At 53.7% G+C, this 17,276-nt stretch carries 18 protein-coding genes; 11 read left to right on the forward strand and 7 right to left on the reverse strand.

Annotated elements, in window-relative coordinates:
* Positions 1-227: 227 nt before the first annotated feature.
* The 6 genes from Q3A88_RS08950 to ltnD form a co-directional block, all read right to left on the reverse strand.
* Positions 228-1,907: a methyl-accepting chemotaxis protein gene (locus Q3A88_RS08950; protein WP_317177762.1), complete on the reverse strand. Its 1,680-nt coding sequence runs from the start codon at positions 1,905-1,907 to the stop codon at positions 228-230.
* Between the two features lie 312 nt (positions 1,908-2,219).
* Positions 2,220-3,578, reverse strand: a complete 1,359-nt coding sequence (locus Q3A88_RS08955; protein ID WP_317177763.1) for a GntP family transporter — start codon at positions 3,576-3,578, stop codon at positions 2,220-2,222.
* A 187-nt stretch (positions 3,579-3,765) separates the two neighbouring features.
* A complete protein-coding gene (gene otnI, locus Q3A88_RS08960) occupies positions 3,766-4,554 on the reverse strand; it encodes a 2-oxo-tetronate isomerase (protein ID WP_317177764.1) in 789 nt (262 codons plus the stop codon).
* An 18-nt stretch (positions 4,555-4,572) separates the two neighbouring features.
* On the reverse strand, positions 4,573-5,229 hold the full coding sequence (gene otnC / locus Q3A88_RS08965; RefSeq protein ID WP_317177765.1) for a 3-oxo-tetronate 4-phosphate decarboxylase: 657 nt from the start codon (positions 5,227-5,229) through the stop codon (positions 4,573-4,575).
* On the reverse strand, positions 5,226-6,500 hold the full coding sequence (otnK, locus tag Q3A88_RS08970; RefSeq protein ID WP_317177766.1) for a 3-oxo-tetronate kinase: 1,275 nt from the start codon (positions 6,498-6,500) through the stop codon (positions 5,226-5,228). The genes otnC and otnK overlap by 4 nt, the downstream gene beginning before the upstream one ends.
* Positions 6,497-7,411, reverse strand: coding sequence for an L-threonate dehydrogenase (gene ltnD / locus Q3A88_RS08975; protein WP_014917036.1), 915 nt, complete (start codon positions 7,409-7,411; stop codon positions 6,497-6,499). The genes otnK and ltnD overlap by 4 nt, the downstream gene beginning before the upstream one ends.
* 338 nt (positions 7,412-7,749) lie before the next feature.
* Here ltnD and ygbI point away from each other — a divergent pair, with 338 nt between their 5' ends.
* From ygbI to Q3A88_RS09025, 10 genes are all read left to right on the forward strand, one after another.
* Positions 7,750-8,508 carry a DNA-binding transcriptional repressor YgbI gene (gene ygbI, locus Q3A88_RS08980; RefSeq protein WP_110163907.1) on the forward strand — a complete coding sequence of 253 codons (759 nt, stop codon included), beginning with the start codon at positions 7,750-7,752 and terminating at the stop codon, positions 8,506-8,508.
* Positions 8,509-8,538: 30 nt separating this feature from the next.
* Positions 8,539-8,955, forward strand: coding sequence for a hypothetical protein (locus tag Q3A88_RS08985; RefSeq protein WP_110163906.1), 417 nt, complete (start codon positions 8,539-8,541; stop codon positions 8,953-8,955).
* Positions 8,956-9,064: 109 nt separating this feature from the next.
* Entirely contained in the window at positions 9,065-9,343 is a 279-nt protein-coding gene (locus Q3A88_RS08990) for a DUF1778 domain-containing protein (RefSeq protein ID WP_146207460.1), read from the forward strand.
* Positions 9,334-9,816 carry a GNAT family N-acetyltransferase gene (locus Q3A88_RS08995; protein ID WP_010281603.1) on the forward strand — a complete coding sequence of 161 codons (483 nt, stop codon included), beginning with the start codon at positions 9,334-9,336 and terminating at the stop codon, positions 9,814-9,816. Before Q3A88_RS08990 ends, Q3A88_RS08995 begins: the two co-directional genes overlap by 10 nt.
* Positions 9,817-9,948: 132 nt before the next feature.
* On the forward strand, positions 9,949-11,283 hold the full coding sequence (gene ugpB / locus Q3A88_RS09000; RefSeq protein WP_110163905.1) for a sn-glycerol-3-phosphate ABC transporter substrate-binding protein UgpB: 1,335 nt from the start codon (positions 9,949-9,951) through the stop codon (positions 11,281-11,283).
* A 72-nt stretch (positions 11,284-11,355) separates the two neighbouring features.
* The gene (gene ugpA / locus Q3A88_RS09005) at positions 11,356-12,243 is read left to right on the forward strand and encodes a sn-glycerol-3-phosphate ABC transporter permease UgpA (RefSeq protein WP_010281599.1); all 888 of its coding nucleotides are present in this window, start codon (positions 11,356-11,358) and stop codon (positions 12,241-12,243) included.
* A 25-nt stretch (positions 12,244-12,268) separates the two neighbouring features.
* Positions 12,269-13,114 (forward strand): sn-glycerol-3-phosphate ABC transporter permease UgpE, encoded by an 846-nt coding sequence (ugpE, locus tag Q3A88_RS09010; RefSeq protein WP_010281598.1) that lies wholly within the window; start codon positions 12,269-12,271, stop codon positions 13,112-13,114.
* Between the two features lie 25 nt (positions 13,115-13,139).
* The gene (locus tag Q3A88_RS09015) at positions 13,140-14,213 is read left to right on the forward strand and encodes a sn-glycerol-3-phosphate import ATP-binding protein UgpC (protein WP_010281596.1); all 1,074 of its coding nucleotides are present in this window, start codon (positions 13,140-13,142) and stop codon (positions 14,211-14,213) included.
* Positions 14,213-14,962: a glycerophosphodiester phosphodiesterase gene (gene ugpQ, locus Q3A88_RS09020; RefSeq protein ID WP_317177767.1), complete on the forward strand. Its 750-nt coding sequence runs from the start codon at positions 14,213-14,215 to the stop codon at positions 14,960-14,962. Before Q3A88_RS09015 ends, ugpQ begins: the two co-directional genes overlap by 1 nt.
* A gap of 193 nt (positions 14,963-15,155) precedes the next feature.
* The gene (locus Q3A88_RS09025; RefSeq protein ID WP_110163901.1) at positions 15,156-16,112 is read left to right on the forward strand and encodes an AEC family transporter; all 957 of its coding nucleotides are present in this window, start codon (positions 15,156-15,158) and stop codon (positions 16,110-16,112) included.
* Positions 16,113-16,125: 13 nt separating this feature from the next.
* Here Q3A88_RS09025 and Q3A88_RS09030 read toward each other — a convergent pair whose 3' ends face one another.
* Positions 16,126-16,422, reverse strand: a complete 297-nt coding sequence (locus tag Q3A88_RS09030; protein WP_110163900.1) for a hypothetical protein — start codon at positions 16,420-16,422, stop codon at positions 16,126-16,128.
* A 386-nt stretch (positions 16,423-16,808) separates the two neighbouring features.
* Here Q3A88_RS09030 and Q3A88_RS09035 point away from each other — a divergent pair, with 386 nt between their 5' ends.
* Positions 16,809-17,273, forward strand: coding sequence for a tRNA (cytidine(34)-2'-O)-methyltransferase (locus Q3A88_RS09035; RefSeq protein WP_110163899.1), 465 nt, complete (start codon positions 16,809-16,811; stop codon positions 17,271-17,273).
* The last annotated feature ends 3 nt before the right edge of the window (positions 17,274-17,276 follow it).

Here is a 17,276-nt window from a genome sequence, read left to right on the forward strand (position 1 = left end):
TTTGCACGACGGGAGCGATGTACGACTGCAGTTTCTAAATCCTTCTGATGAATAACTGAGCAGTCCACTCTAGAATATCGGCATGACCAGCGAAAACATTGATTTTAATTGTCGATATTGCCGCATGGGGATGAGGAAAAAACAGGAAACGCAGGAAATGGATGCTGCTGGCGGTGAAGGGATGTAAAAGTAGAGTGGGGGATGCGCGATCCATCCCCCGCGTAGAATTAGAACTGCTCCCAGTTTTGGCTATCGCTTCCCGTGCTGCTTTTAGGATTAGCGAGAGAGAGTTTGGCGCTGTCAGGCCGTTTCAACGGCGGTGCAATACGCTGTGACGATCCGCCTTCAACGATGAACACTTTCATCAGCTCGACCAGACGGGCAGCCTGATCGCTCAGGCTATCGGCGGCGGAAGCGGATTGCTCAACGAGTGCGGCGTTCTGCTGCGTGACCTGATCAAGCTGGTTAACGGCATCATGAATCTGCGAGACACCGGATTCTTGTTCCTGCGTGGTGACGCCAATTTCGTTAAGCAGACCAGCAACATTGTGTGCCTGACGCACCAGCTCTTCAATCGTCGCGCCAGCGCTGTCTACCATGGCGGAACCGGCTTCCACCTTCTCGACGCTGTGGCCGATCAGCTCTTTGATTTCTTTCGCCGCAGAAGCGGAGCGTTGCGCGAGAGAACGCACTTCACCCGCAACCACCGCAAAACCACGGCCTTGTTCGCCAGCCCGTGCGGCTTCCACCGCGGCGTTGAGCGCCAGGATGTTGGTCTGGAAGGCAATGCCGTCAATGACGCTAATGATATCGCCAATTTTGTGCGAGCTGTCGGTAATCTCTTTCATGGTGACAACGATATTGTTGACGGCTTCGCCTCCTTTGGCGGCGGTATCGCTGGTGGCCTGTGCCAGCTGTGTGGCATTACGTACCGTCTCGGTGTTTTGGCGCACGGTCTGGCTTATTTCTTCCATTGAGGCGGCGGTTTGTTGCAGATTAGCCGCCTGCTCTTCCGTGCGCTGGCTGAGATCGGTACTGCCTGCGGCAATCTCGCTGGCACCGGTTGCGATAGATTCGCTGCTCTCACGCACCTGTTCAACAATCCCACTCAGGCTTTTGCGCATACCGTTCATGGCAGCCAGCACGCTGTGGTTGTCGCCGGGGCGCAGATCGACGCTGACGGCCAGATTTCCCTGTGCAACCTCTTGCGCGATGTATGCCGCGTAAGCGACTTCGCCACCCAGCAGATTTTTTATCGTGCGGGTGATCAGGATGGAGATAACAATCCCGATGAAGACTGCAAACCCAGCGAACAGCAGCAGCGTATTGCCATCGTCCCTGGCTTTAAGCATGGCGCTGGTCGTCATTTCCATCGTTTGCTTTTTCTGCAACGCCGTCAGCCCGTCCAGCGCCGCAAAAACCGATGCCTGTGCAGGGGGTAATTCATTGACCATGACTAATGCCGCCTGCACTTTTTCTTCCGGCACCCCAGAAAGGCTTAATGCAATAGCCTTATTCACCGCTTTCAGATAAACCGGCCTAGCCTGCGCGAGCTGTTCCAGCAAGGCGCGCGCCTCCGGTTCGGCAAGCTGTTTATAGACTTTTTCCAGCGCTTCACTATTGCGGGTAATTTGCTGATCGAACAGGCGTTTCTCTTCCTGAATACGGGTGCTGTCCTGTGAGAGCCCGATATTACGGACAACGCGGGCGACAACCTCAAAACCGCTCTTGGTATCCTGAATCAGAAGCAGGTTGGCCAGATTTTTTTCAGAGAGTGATTCAATATCTTTACCCAGATTGGCGAGATGGACGCGTCCCAGAGTGGCAACCATCAGACCGATAATGATGACAGAGGCGAAACCTGCGCCCAGCATGGCACCCAGTTTCATTTTTGATAGAAAATTCATAATGTTCCTTTATTATTTTTCATTGATTGATGCAGGCTTTGCCTTATAGATTGGGCATCCTTTGCGACAGGTCAGGAATTGGGTGCACTTCTGATTACATTAATGTGTGCGGTATGCCAATTTGCGAGAGTAGGCAGGAAAACGCGTTGTTTCTTACCCAAGCGATATTATAAAGGCAGAATAAAAACGGGTAGATGTGGAGTATAGGAGTAAAAAGGGCGCATTTTTCAGCATAAAAGAGGTATGTAGATGGAGAATTTCATTGATACCAATGGGGAAGCTGCAGCCTCCCCATTGTGAAATTTCACGTGGTTACAGAACCAGCCACAGCGCCCAGGTGAAGAGGAAACCGGCCAGCCCGAGGATCGTCGTCAGCACCGTCCAGGTGCGCAGGCCGTCGGCGACGGACAGCCCCAGATATTTGGTGACAATCCAGAAGCCGGAGTCATTGACGTGCGACAGGCCCAGTCCACCAAAGCAGGCAGAGAGCGTCACCAGCACCAGTTGCATCTGGTTCAGACCGCTGACAGCTTCGCTCAACAGGCCGCAGGTGGTGAGAATGGCGACGGTAGCCGAACCTTGCGAGGCACGCAGCGCCAGTGACAAAAGAAACGCAGCAGGCACCAGCGGCAGGTTAATGCTGGTCAGCGTATCCGCCAGCGCCTTACCGACACCGGATTCCACCAGCACTTTACCGAACACGCCGCCCGCACCGGTCACCATGATGACGACCGCAGCGGCAGGCATGGCATCACCCATAATGTTGCCGGTATTTTCAAGCGACCAGCCTCTACGCATAGCGATAAAGTAAAAGGCGAGTGCCAGGGCAATCAGTAGCGCAACCGCAGGGGAACCGACCAACGTGGTGATATTACGCAGCGGGTGGCCTGCTGGGAACAGCGTCGCCGCCACGGTGCCGAGCATAATAATGGCGATAGGAATGACGATCAGCGCCGTAACCAGACTGGCGGAAGGCGCATTCTTATGTGGCGTCACCTCATTTTTTTCTTCAGTTTTTGCTAGTTGCAGTTGCTCCAGCACATCAACAGATAGCGCGTACTGCCGACGGTTAATATATTTTGCAACCCAGAAACCGATGATGCCGACAGGAATAGAGATCGCCAGTCCTAATATAGTTAACCAGCCCACATCGGCTTTTAACAAACTGGCTGCCGCAACCGGTCCAGGATGAGGGGGCAGGGCGACGTGAACCGTCAACATCACACCCGCGACGGGCAGACCGAATTTAAGTGGAGAGACCTTGGCGACTTTTGCGAAACCATAAATAATAGGTGCCAAAATAATAAAGCCGACATCAAAAAATACCGGAATACCGAGAATAAATGCCGCCATGGTCAATGCGGCAATGACGCGTTTTTCTCCCAGTGTTTGCGTGAATTTCTTTGCCAAAGACTCAGCACCACCAGACACTTCGATCATTCTGCCCAGCATGGCACCTAGCCCAATGATCATGGTGATCGAACCGAGTACCCCGCCCATTCCACTGGACATCACTTTCATTATTTCTTCTGTGGGTATTCCGGTTGCTAATGCAACCAATAGACTGACAACCAGCAGGGCGACAAAGGGCTGAATTTTAAATTTAATGACCATCAGCAACAGGAGTAATACCCCGGCGATAGCGATGCAGAGTAAGAGCGAGGTGGCCATGTTCTTATCCTCATTGACCCATTTTTCAATTCAGAGGCTGAAAAGGTAGTGGGTATCTGTTTGTTATTTGAATAAAGGGATGCCTCGACTCCTGCAATATATACAGGAGTCTGACTTATTCTTTTTTATTTATTCGCGTCTAACGACGATGTCTCTGGTGTTGACATTATTATCCTGGATAAGTGAATTAGTGTTTTTTCTCCAGCCAAGGTTTAGCCCATCCCAATCCGTCTTCCGTTTTACCGCGTGGGTTATATTCACAGCCAACCCAGCCGGAATAATTCACGCGATCCAATTCAGCAAAGATGAACGGATAATTAATTTCCCCTTCATCGGGTTCATGTCGCGCAGGAACTGAAGCAATTTGAATATGTCCGATACGGCCAGCCAAATCGTGAATAATTTGCGTCAGGTTGCCATCGACAATCTGCGCGTGGAAGAAATCCAACTGGATATACACATTCGGTCGGTCGATCAGATTGGCTAATTCCAGCGCCTGATACTGACTGGCGAACAGATAATTCGGTTTCACCTTCGCACTCAGCGCCTCAATCATGATATTGATGCCGTGCGGTGCAAACTTATCGGCGGCGTAGCGCAGGTTATCGATAAAGGTTTGCTGATAGGCGGCACGGTCTTCACCGGGCGGCACGACGCCCCCCATCACCAACACCGAAGGGCAGTTGAGTGCCAGCGCATATTCCAGCGCGTTATCGATATCCCGGCGGGCATCTTCAATGCGGTCGGGCAGCGCAGCAACACCCCATTCACCTGCCGCAATATTGCCGGGCGCGGTATTGAATAACACCTGCTTCAGGCCATTTTCCCGCAGCTTTTCCGCCAGCAGCGGTGCTGGATAGTCATAAGGAAACAGATACTCAACCGAGGTGAAACCCGCATCGGCAGCGGCTTTAAAACGGTCGAGAAACGGCACATCGGTAAACAGCATAGAAAGATTGGCAGCAAACTTAGGCATGGTTAACTCCTCGGCTCATCAAGAGAGCTCTGCAATATCGTCAGCGGTGAGATAGCGAATTTTTCGATCGCCGAGAATAAAAATCAGCTTGGCGGTTTCTTCCAGCTCTTCCATGTTGTCCGCCGCCGCGCGTAGATCCTTGCCGGTGACGACCGGGCCGTGGTTAGCCAATAAGAATGCCTTGTAGCGCGAAGCCAGCTTCGCCAGATCTTCACCGAGTCGGGCATCGCCGGGGCGGTAATAAGGCACAACGGGCACTTTACCGACGCGCATGACCACATAGGGTGTGAACGGCCTGATGGCATCCTGCGTGTCCAACCCTTCCAGACACGAGAGCGCCGTCAGGTAAGTGCTGTGCAGGTGGACAATCGCCTTACAGTCGGGGTCGTTACGGTAAATCGACAGGTGAAAGCTGACCTCTTTCGACGGCTTATCCCCGGAGATCCACTCGCCGCTCAGGCTGACTTTGGACAGCCGCTCGGCATCCAGTTCGCCAAGGCAGGAGCCGGTCGGCGTTGCCAACAGCGTGCCGTCATCCAATAGCAGTGAGAGGTTGCCCGCTGAGCCGGTGGCATAGCCGCGCTGGAAAAAGGATGCGCCCAGCTTGACCATTTCCGCGCGTGCGCGTTGTTCGCTGTTTAGCGCAGCCTCGGTGCTGTGGTGTGTTTCACTCATGCAGCAAACTCCTTTTGGGCGCGGGCAAAAAAGTCTTCATCACCGAAATTGCCGGATTTCAACGCCAGCGAGAGTGGATGATTGGTCGAACGCACCCACGGTACGCCGGGAGAAATGGACGGTCCGATATGGAACGCGTGAATACCCAGCGTTTGCACCACGATGCTGGAGGTTTCACCGCCCGCGATGATGAAGCGCTGGAAGCCGTCCTGCTGAAGCTGGCGGGCGACGGCGGCAAACAGCTTCTCCACCGCCTGGCTGCTGGCTTCTGCGCCCCAGCGCTGCTGAATCTGCGCCAGTTCGTCGGGGGACGACGTGGCGTACAGCAGCGGAGCGAGTGCGTCACCACGATGTGCCTTCACCCAGTCAGCCAGTTCCTGCACGTAGACTTGCTGAGCATCATCGCTTTCCAGACAGCGAGCGACGTCAATCGCGCGACCCGCCGCCTGTTTCAGGTAGTGAGCGACCTGCTTGTTGGTCATCACCGAACAGGAGCCGGATAGCACAACGCCTGCGCCGGATTGTGGCTTACCTGCCTCGGTGGCGGAACCGGTTTGTTTTGTTGAGTCTGCCAGCTGGCGTGCCAGGCCAATCGCCAGGCCGGAACCACCGGTGACCAGCTTCATATCGCGCAGCGCCTCGCCCTGCGTTAACAGGTGCTGTTCGTTCAGCGTATCCAGCACCACATAGCGTATGCCTTGTTCTTTCAACTGCGTCAGCCGCTGCTTAACGGCTCCTGCGCCTTGATCCATCACGGCATAGGGCACCAGCCCGCAGCGTCCGGCTGCCTGCTGTTCCATGACGCGCATCAGGTTGCTGTCCGTCATCGGCGTGACGGGATGGTGGCGCATCCCGGATTCAGACAGCAGTTGATCCATCACGAATAAATGGCCCTGATAGACGGTTCTGCCGTTCACCGGCAGCGCCGGAGAGATGATGGTCTGCGTTTCGCCAAGCTGCTCTAACAGCGCATCGGTCACCGGACCGATGTTGCCTTTCGCGGTACTGTCGAAGGTGGAGCAATATTTAAAGTAGAACTGCTGGCAGCCCTGCTGTTGCAGCCACGCCAGCGCCTTGAGTGAATCCGCCACAGCCTGTTCCGCCGGGCAGGAACGCGACTTCAGGCTAATCACCACGGCTTGCGTGTCGACCTTAAAATCGGACGGCGGTACGCCGTTGAGCTGCACGGTCGGCAGCCCGTTGTTCACCAGAAAGCTGGCGATATCTGTGGCACCGGTAAAATCGTCGGCAATCACACCTAGCTTGATCATGGCGCCTCCTTCTTTTCCGGCAGCGTAATGCCGTTAAAAATCTTGATGACCGCGCTGTCGTCTTCTTTACCGAATCCGGCGTTACTGGCGGCGGTAAACATATTGAATGCGGTGGAGGCCAGCGGAAGCGGGAAATGGAGCGATTTGGCGGTGTCGGTAACCAGCCCCAGATCTTTCACGAAAATATCAACGGCGGATTTCGGCGTGTAGTCACCGTCTACCACGTGGCGCATACGGTTCTCAAACATCCAGGAATTCCCGGCGGCGTTAGTCACCACGTCGTACATGATATCCAGCGGGATATCGGCACGGGCGGCCAGTGCCATTGCTTCTGCGCCGGCGGCGATGTGCACGCCTGCCAGCAACTGGTGGATAATTTTAACGGTCGCACCCAACCCGATCTCTTCACCGATGCGATAGACCTTGCCTGCGACGGCGTCGAGCACGGGTTTCAGTTTCTCAAAAGCCAGATCGGAACCGGATGCCATCACCGTCATATCGCCTGCGGCGGCTTTCACCGCACCGCCGGATACCGGTGCATCCAGCATGATGAGCTGATGCTCAGCCAGACGCTGTTCAATGTTTTTGGCATCCTGCGCGGAGATCGTTGAGGACACCATAACCACAGTGCCGGGCTTGAGTTTCGCTGCGACCTGCGGCTCACCGAATAGAATCCCATTCACCTGCGCGGCGTTCACCACCAGCAGCACGACCGCATCCAGCTTGTCAGCGAAGGCATCAATACGCGTGTCAGCCTGCGCCGCACCCGCCTGACGTAAGCGTTCCAGTGCCTGCGGATTGATATCGACACCGTATGTCGTCAGGCCAGCGTTGATGCAGGACGCCGCAGCGCCAAAGCCCATGGAACCCAGACCGATAACGGCGACAGCATAATCAGAAGTCTTTTTCATCGTGGTTGCCTTGTTAAAATTAGTGATTTTTTGTTCTCTGGTGTTAAATATAAGGACTATCAGAACAAATTGTGGTGATTTTTATCACATAAATTAACATTGAATTCGTGATGATTCAGTGTAGTTGAACCCCGTCGAGAAGGTGATTTCCTTTATTGTCTTTATATATCAGCAGATTATTTCTATTTTGGCATTGAGCGATGAGAAAGGTTGTTATGTCTGGCGTGGTTTATGACGTGAATTTATGATAATTATCGTCTTCAAACGGGGTGTTTCTCACAATATTTATCAGCCCCCCTATTTATCAGACCAGCACAATCAAACAGGGAACGGATAGCGTGATTCCAGTAGAACGTCATCAACAGATTCTGGCGCTGATCGCCGAGCGCGGCGCGGTAAGCATTAACGAGCTGACTGAACGGCTGGGTGTATCGCATATGACGGTACGGCGCGATGTGCAAAAGCTGGAGCAGGATGGCCTGCTACTGAGCGTCTCCGGCGGCGTGCGTTCGCCTGAACGGCTGGCGATTGAGCCGTCGCATCAGGATAAATCGGTGATGTTCAGCCAGCAGAAAGAGGCAATTGGCAAACTGGCGGCGCAGCATATCCCGTTCAATAGCTGCATTTATCTGGATGCGGGCACTACCACGCTATCGCTGGCGCGCGAACTGGCCGATCGTGACGATCTGCTGATTGTCACCAACGATTTTGTGATTGCAGCTTTTCTGATTGAGTCCAGCCAGTGCCGCATGATCCATACGGGCGGCACACTGTGTCGGGAAAACCGCTCTTGCATTGGGGAAGGGGTGGCGCAGGCGCTGCGCCACCTGTTTATCGATATTGCGTTTATTTCCGCGTCTTCATGGAGCCTGCGCGGGCTGTCCACGCCGAATGAAGACAAAGTGGTCGTGAAACGCGCGGCGGTGGATGCCAGCAGCAAATGTGTCCTGCTGTGCGACACCTCAAAATACGGCCGCATCGCCACCCATCTCGCCACGCCGCTCAGCGTCTTCGACAGCATCATCACCGACGATGGCCTGCCCGCCGCCGCCAAAGACGCGCTGGCCAAAATGGGGGTGGAGGTGCTGGTGGCGTGAGGATGTTATTTAGGCGAATGTTTTAGAGATATGAAAAGAATAATAAGCATACTGCTAAGTATATCGATCCTAATTTCCTTGCCGCTTATATATTATTGGCCTGCCATGGTTATTATGACGGAGGGGAGTTCTCGCTACACGGAACAGGATACCCGACGATATGAAATGCTGACGGATGAGATCATTAAAAATTGCCCGCGCATTTCCTCTATCTATGATTTTGGCTATGCCACGGTTGATGGCCCTGCATTGGACGTCAGCAATATTACGTTTCAAAACACCAATGACGCGACAAACATACGCGGTTATTTAGTGTCGCTTGGTTTTACGCTGAGCTACACAGACACGACGGGTGAGTATTGGAAGTCTACGGATTCAGATAAAACGATACATATAGGAATCATCAACGATCCTAAAACCGTTATCGTTGATGTCATACGAAAATAGCCCTGAATAAAGCAGCAAGCGCGTTTGAATGTATGGTGATGTTCCGGTGTGTAGCATTTTTGTACACGTCATGTATAGTTGTATAGAGATTCACTACACGGGCATGATGATGAAACCTGAAACTAAAGAAGCGCCAATCAATATTCGGGCCAAAGCCTCCCAACGGGACTTGATCGATATGGCTGCAAACCTTGTGTCAAAATCTCGTACCGATTTTATGCTTGAAGCAGCCTGCCGCGAGGCGCAGGACATTTTGTTGGATCAACGTTTGTTTATTTTGGATAACGAACAGTTTGACGAATTTTTGGCCGAGTTGGATGCGCCTATCACCGGAGAGCGTCAGGCTCGCATTAACAATCTAATGAGCCGCAAATCGCCATGGGAATAACTGCGCCAGAGCCATTATCTTCCAGCCATAATCTTGCTGAATTTTGCAGCCAGGAACCGAGCTTGAATGAATGGCTAAAAAAGAAAGCGCTAAAAAATCATAGTGCAGGGATTTCTCGTGTATATGTGATTTGTGCTGAAGGCACACATCAGGTGATTGGATATTATTGTTTATCAACAGGTAGCGTTCAGAGAAATACAGCGCCTGGTGCATATAGACGTAATGCCCCCGAATCACTACCAGTCATTGTCCTTGGGCGGCTTGCCATTGATCAGGCGTATTCTGGTAAAGGTTTGGGTGTGGCTTTATTAAAAGACGCGATATTTCGGACTGAGAATATTGCTTTGCAAGTGGGTGTGAGGGCATTAGTCGTTCACGCGCTGGATGAGAACGTGCGCAATTTCTACCTTAAATTCGCTTTTGATCCCTCGCCAGTGCAGCCTCTGATGCTACTCTATCCAATTAAAATTTAGAGCTTTCCCTTCTTCTTCTGTCACTTTCCCGTCATCTTCCAGTTATTTTTCTGTCATGCGCTCATGTCATGTTTACCTTCGCATAAAAAACGCCGTGATGATGGCGCATTTAATTGATTGCAGGAGACAGGCATGTTCAACAACACAATTCGTAAAACACATGCTATTCGCACCGCCGCGGCGTGTGTGGCATTAGCGCTGATGAGCGCCAGTGCGCAAGCCGCGACAGAAATTCCTTTCTGGCACTCCATGGAAGGCGAATTAGGGAAAGAAGTGAATTCTCTGGCTGACCGTTTTAACAAAGCGCACAGCGATGTAAAAATTGTGCCGGTCTATAAAGGCAACTACGAACAAAACCTGGCTGCCGGGATTGCGGCCTATCGCGCTGGGAATGCGCCCGCCATTTTGCAGGTCTATGAAGTCGGTACGGCAACCATGATGGCAAGTAAAGCCATCAAGCCTGTCTATGAAGTCTTCAAAGAGTCAGGCATTAATTTCGATGAGTCGGTGTTTGTGCCGACTGTCTCCGGTTATTACACCGATGCGAAGAGCGGCCACCTGCTGTCACAGCCGTTTAACAGCTCCACGCCGGTGCTGTACTACAACAAAGATGCCTTCAGGAAGGCCGGTTTAGATCCAGAACAGCCACCGAAAACCTGGCAGCAGATGGCTGAGTACACCGCCAAACTGCGTGCAGCCGGGATGAAGTGCGGTTACGCCAGCGGCTGGCAGGGCTGGATTCAGATTGAAAACTTCAGCGCCTGGCACGGTCTGCCAGTTGCGAGCAAAAACAACGGCTTTGACGGCACCGATGCCGTGTTGGAATTCAACAAACCAACGCAGGTTAAGCATATTCAGCTGTTGCAGGACATGAACAAGAAGGGTGACTTCACCTACTTTGGGCGTAAGGATGAGCCGACCGAGAAATTCTATAACGGCGACTGCGCTATTACGACCGCCTCTTCCGGTTCGCTGGCGAACATTCGGGAACACGCCAAGTTCAATTACGGTGTTGGCATGATGCCGTATGACGCCGATGCGAAAGGTGCACCGCAGAATGCCATTATCGGTGGTGCCAGCCTGTGGGTGATGGGTGGAAAAGATGCCGCGACCTACAAAGGCGTCGCTGAGTTTATGAAGTTCCTGGCCGAGCCGGAAAATGCCGCTGAATGGCACCAGAAAACCGGTTACCTGCCAATCACGACTGCGGCGTACGAACTGACGCAGAAGCAGGGCTTCTACGAGAAAAATCCTGGTGCGGATATCGCCACGCGTCAGATGTTGAACAAGCCACCGTTGCCGTTCACCAAAGGTCTGCGTTTGGGCAACATGCCGCAAATTCGTACCGTTGTGGACGAAGAATTAGAAAGCGTATGGACCAATAAGAAGACGCCACAACAGGCGTTGGATAGCGCAGTAGAACGCGGTAACGCGCTGCTGCGTCGCTTTGAACAATCGACGAAGTAATACGCTTCTGTTGAGCAATATCGGGCCGAAGGGAATCGGCCTGTTTCTTTTCTGTTTGCAATGAGTTACCGCATGACATCATCCCGCCCCGTTTTTCGCAGCAGCTGGTTGCCCTACGTGCTGGTGTTGCCCCAACTGCTGATTACCGTGATTTTCTTTATCTGGCCTGCCGGTCAGGCGCTGTGGTATTCGGTGCAGAACCTGGATCCATTTGGGCTATCCAGCGAATTTGTCGGCATGGAAAACTTCAGACAGCTGTTCAATAACCCTTACTACCTTGATTCGTTTTACACCACGCTGATATTCAGCTTTCTGGTGGCAGGGTTTGGCATGCTGATTTCACTCTTTCTGGCCGCGCTGGTGGACTACGTGATCCGCGCCAGCCGCCTGTACCAGACGTTGATCATCCTGCCGTATGCCGTGGCACCCGCCGTTGCTGCCGTGCTGTGGATGTTCTTGTTTAACCCCGGTCTGGGGCTGATCACCCACTTTCTCGGGCTGCTGGGCTATACGTGGAACCACGCACAGAACAGCGGTCAGGCGATGTTTTTAGTCGTACTGGCGTCGGTCTGGAAACAGATTAGCTATAACTTCCTGTTCTTCCTTGCTGCGCTGCAATCGATCCCCCGTTCGCTGGTGGAAGCGGGCGCGATTGATGGTGCTGGCCCCGTTCGGCGCTTCTTCAATCTGGTGCTGCCGATGATTTCTCCGGTGAGTTTCTTCCTGCTGGTGGTCAATCTGGTGTACGCCTTTTTCGATACCTTCCCGATTATCGATGCCGCAACGGCCGGTGGACCGGTGCAGTCGACGACCACGCTGATCTACAAAATTTATCGTGAAGGCTTCGCAGGGCTGGATTTGTCCAGTTCGGCAGCGCAGTCGGTGGTACTGATGATACTGGTTATCGGGCTGACCGTGATTCAGTTCCGTTTCGTTGAGCGGAAGGTGAATTACCAATGAAGATAAATCTACAAGGTCAATGCCAATGATTGAGAATCGTCGCGGGTTAGATATTTTCAGTCACGTCATGCTGATCGTCGGCATTCTCGCCGTACTGTTTCCGCTGTACGTGGGGTTTGTGGCCGCCACGCTGGATAATCAGGAAGTCTTTCAGGCTCCGATGACGCTCATCCCCGGTTCTCACCTGTGGGAAAACCTGCGTTATATCTGGCTGCACGGTGCGGGCAACAACACCACGCCGTTCGGACTGATGCTGCTCAACAGCTTCGTGATGGCGCTGGCGATTACGATAGGCAAAATCACCGTATCGATCCTGTCCGCTTACGCCATCGTCTATTTCCGTTTTCCGCTGCGCAACCTGTTCTTCTGGATGATTTTTCTGACGCTGATGCTGCCGGTGGAAGTGCGTATTTTCCCGACGGTGGAAGTGATCGCGCGGCTGGACATGATGGACAGCTACACCGGTTTAACGCTGCCGCTGATGGCTTCGGCGACCGCGACCTTCCTGTTCCGCCAGTTCTTTATGACGCTGCCGGATGAATTGATGGAAGCGGCGCGTATCGACGGTGCCAGCCCGATGCGTTTCTTCTTCGACATGGTGTTACCGCTGTCGAAGACCAATCTGGCGGCGCTGTTTGTGATCACGTTCATCTACGGCTGGAACCAATACCTGTGGCCGCTGCTGATTGTCAGCGATGCCGATCTGGGCACCGCAGTCGCCGGGATTAAAAGCATGATTGCCTCCGGCGATGGGGCCACGCAGTGGAATCAGGTGATGGCGGCCATGCTGCTGACCATGTTGCCCCCGCTGCTGGTCGTGCTACTGATGCAGCGCTGGTTCGTTCGCGGTCTGGTCGACAGCGAAAAATAAATCAAGACGAATTTCGGAAACGCTTATGGCATGTTTAAAACTTCAGGCCGTCACCAAGTCTTACGATGGCAAAACACAGATTATCCAACCCATCGATCTGGACGTCGCGGACGGCGAATTCGTCGTGATGGTCGGGCCGTCAGGCTGTGGTAAATCGACGCTGCTGCGCATGGTAGCAGGCCTCGAACGCACCACCAGCGGTGATATCTACATTGATAACCAGCGGGTCACCGATCTGGAACCAAAAGATCGCGGTATTGCGATGGTGTTCCAGAACTACGCGCTTTATCCCCATATGAACGTGTTCGACAATATGGCTTACGGCCTGAAAATTCGTGGCTTCGGCAAGGCGCAGATCCGCGAGCGCGTGGAAGATGCGGCGCGAATTCTGGAACTGATGCCGCTGCTGCAACGCAAACCGCGTGAGCTATCGGGCGGCCAGCGTCAGCGCGTGGCGATGGGACGGGCGATTGTGCGTGAACCGGCGGTGTTCCTGTTCGACGAACCGTTGTCGAATCTGGATGCCAAATTGCGCGTACAGATGCGGCTCGAGTTACAGCAACTGCACCAGCGCCTGAAAACCACCAGCCTGTACGTCACGCACGATCAGGTTGAAGCCATGACACTGGCACAGCGCGTTATCGTCATGAACAAAGGGATCGCCGAACAAATCGGTGCGCCGGCTGAGATTTATCGCCGCCCGGCATCGTTGTTTGTGGCCAGCTTTATTGGTTCACCGGCCATGAACCTGTGGTCAGGTCGCATTAGCGATGACGGCTGCCGCTTTGAAATCGATGGTGACATCGCGCTGGCGCTGCCTGAACCGAAGCCGCAATGGCGCGGTAAAGCATTGACGCTGGGGGTTCGACCAGAGCATATTCAGCTGGCGACGAGCGAAACCGGCGGTATCCCGTTGCAGATTTCAACACTCGAACTGCTGGGCGCAGACAATTTAGCGCACGGCAAGTGGGGTGGGCAGAACGTGATCGCGCGGCTCTCTTATGAGCACTGCCCCGCGATCGGCTCGACGCTTTGGTTACACTTACCGACATCATCATGGCACCTGTTTGATTCGCAAAGCGGATTACGGATGGAATAATGGAAACAATCTGGCCTTACCCGAGCATTGTCGCCCACCGCGGCGGCGGTTCACTGGCACCTGAAAACACGCTGGCGGCGATTGATGTTGGTGCCAGCCTCGGTCACAAGATGATCGAATTTGACGCCAAGCTGTCGCAGGACGGCCAGATTTTCCTCCTACACGACGACACGCTTGAACGCACCAGCAACGGCTGGGGCATTGCAGGTGAACTGCCGTGGGACAAGCTGGTCGGGCTGGACGTCGGCGGCTGGTACGGTCATAAATTTGTCGGTGAACGCCTGCCGCTGCTATCGGAAGTGGCAAAACGCTGCGCGCAGTACGGTATGGCGGCCAACATCGAAATTAAACCCACAACCGGATATGAAACAGAAACCGGACGGGTGATTGCGCTGGCGGCGCGCCAGCTGTGGGCCGATCATCCGGTCGCACCGCTGCTGTCATCGTTCTCTATCGAAGCCCTGGAAGCGGCGCAGCAGGCGGTGCCAGAACTGCCGCGTGGGTTGCTGCTGGATGAGTGGGAAGAGGACTGGCTGGCGTTAACACAGCGTCTGGATTGTGTGTCCATCCACCTGAATCACAAACTGCTGACGGCAGAACGCGTCGCGTCGCTGAAAGCTGCGGGTTTGCGCATTCTGGTTTATACCGTCAACCAACCTGATCGCGCGCAAACTTTGCTGGATTGGGGCGTTGACTGTATCTGTACTGACCGGATAGATTTAATCGGGGCACACTTCGCGACCGGCTGAGGTCTGCCTTATACCCGTCATACTTCAAGCTGCTTGTGCGTTGGCTGCCTTTGCTCACCCCAGTCACTTACCTGAGTAAGCTCCTGGGGATTCTCGCAGTTGCCGCCTTCACGCAACTCGAATTATTTAGGGTATATCTCCGTAATAACGGATCCCCTTTCTGACTCGGTGCCGGTAATAAGGAAGTGGCGTCATGCCCGCATTTATTGTTTCGCTTTGGCACCAGATTTTTCTGTCGTTACCCCTCTTTGTTCTTATCGCACTCGGCTATAGCCTGATTCGCTATGGTAAATGGCCGACCACCGTGACCGACGGCATGACACGCTTTGTCTTCTCCGTCGCCATGCCCGCGATGCTGTTCCGCCTGATGTCGGATTTTTCCAAACGTCCGGTGGTAGATGCCCGACTGCTGATCGCCTTTTTTGGCGGTTGCCTGCTGGTGTTTGTCTTAGGCCGCATCGTGGCGCGCAAGGTCTTTCATCTTGATGGTGTCTCCGGTTCGCTGTTTGCGCTGAGTGGTATCTTCTCCAACAACGTGATGCTGGGGCTGCCGATTGCCACGCTGATGCTGGGCGAAGAGGCGATTCCGTCTGTCGCGCTGGTCGTGGTGTTTAACGGGCTTATTTTGTGGACGCTGGTAACGGTGTCGGTGGAATGGGCGCGTAACGGGGCGCTGTCGCTACAGGGTTTTACCAAAACTGCGTTGGGCGTGCTGAAGAACCCGCTGATTATCGGCATTCTGTCCGGGACCTTATTCAGCCTGACGGGCCTGTCGCTGCCGTCGTATGTCGATCAGCCGCTTGCCATGCTGGGACAGATTGCCGCGCCGCTGTCGCTGGTGGCACTGGGAATGGGGCTGGCGGAATACCGCGTGCGTGATGGCTGGCAGATCAGCACGGCGATTTGCGTGATCAAGCTGCTGGTTCAGCCACTGGTGATCTGGGGGATTGCTATCGCGCTCGGCCTGCCGGAAATGGAAACGCGTGCGGTCGTGCTGCTGGGGTCGATGGCAGTGGGCGTCAACGTCTATCTGATGTCGCGCCAGTTCGATGTATTGGGCGGCCCGGTGGCCTCCAGCCTGTTGCTATCAACGGCGATGGCGGCATTAACCACGCCGCTGATTCTGACGCTGATGGGTGTGCGGCTATAAGGCCGCAGTAGCCTCAGGGGTTCTGTTTAATCGGCGGCGGTGGTGTGGTTTTCTGCGAGCGATCTAAATCCTTCTGTAGCTGCTGCTGGCGCTGTTGCTGCAACTGCTGATTGCGCTGCTGGAGCTGCTGATTCAACTGCTGTTGCTGCAATTTCTGGCTCTGCTGCATATTTTGCTGCAACTGTTTCTGGCTGCTGATACCACTCTCAAACTGCTGCTGAGGCGTGGGCGCTTGCGTCGTGTTAGCGCTTGCCAGAAGCGGCAGGCTTAGCAGGGCGGCACAGACCAATAATGTCTTAGGGTGTTTCATTAAACCTCCACACAAGCCTTCGGCCTGTCGATAAGCCATTTGCGAAACGAAAACGGCAATAATGGGATAGAAGAGTAAAGCGTTTGCGCCATGGACAAAAACGTCAGGAACGTTTTTGAACGTCGCTTGCGACGGCCCTGAAAGGGTGAATCTCAGGGATGAGATTCATATCTGCGCAATCCGAGCGTACAGGGATGTATTTACAGCGTCTTTACGATCTATCCATTATCGCCGCTCGAATGCCTTTATCTGTAAGATCAAGTGTAATCGCTGTGGATGAAAACGTCGTGCAGAGTAATCCGCAATCCAGTGTGCGCAGGTTTTGGGCACGTGATGTGAATGCGCTATACTGCGGCGGAATTTTTCTTCGTGGTTGATGCTATCTTATGTTCCATATCGCGCTCTATGAGCCTCAAATTGCACCGAACACCGGCAATATTATCCGACTGGCGGCCAACAACGGCTGTATGCTTCATTTGATTGAACCGCTGGGGTTTGATTTTGAAGAGAAAAAGCTGCGCCGCGCGGGGCTGGATTATCACGATCTGGCGAACGTCAGCCGTCATAAAAACTATCAGGACTTTCTGGATGCGGTTCCCGGTAAACGCATCTTCGCGTGTACCACCAAAGGCAGCCGTCCCTACGATCAGCCGACCTACCAGCCAGATGATGTGCTGCTGTTTGGATCGGAAACGTCTGGCCTGCCAGACGAGATTCGCAACGGCTTTGCGTCGGATTTCCGTATCCGCATCCCCATGCAGTCTAATAACCGCAGCCTGAATCTGTCGAATGCCGTGGCGATCATCAGCTATGAAGCCTGGCGGCAAAATGGTTTCGGCGGTTGCCTGTAGCTA

It is taken from the genome of Pectobacterium sp. HCp5_1, assembly GCF_032905925.1.
GTDB lineage: Bacteria > Pseudomonadota > Gammaproteobacteria > Enterobacterales > Enterobacteriaceae > Pectobacterium > Pectobacterium brasiliense_A.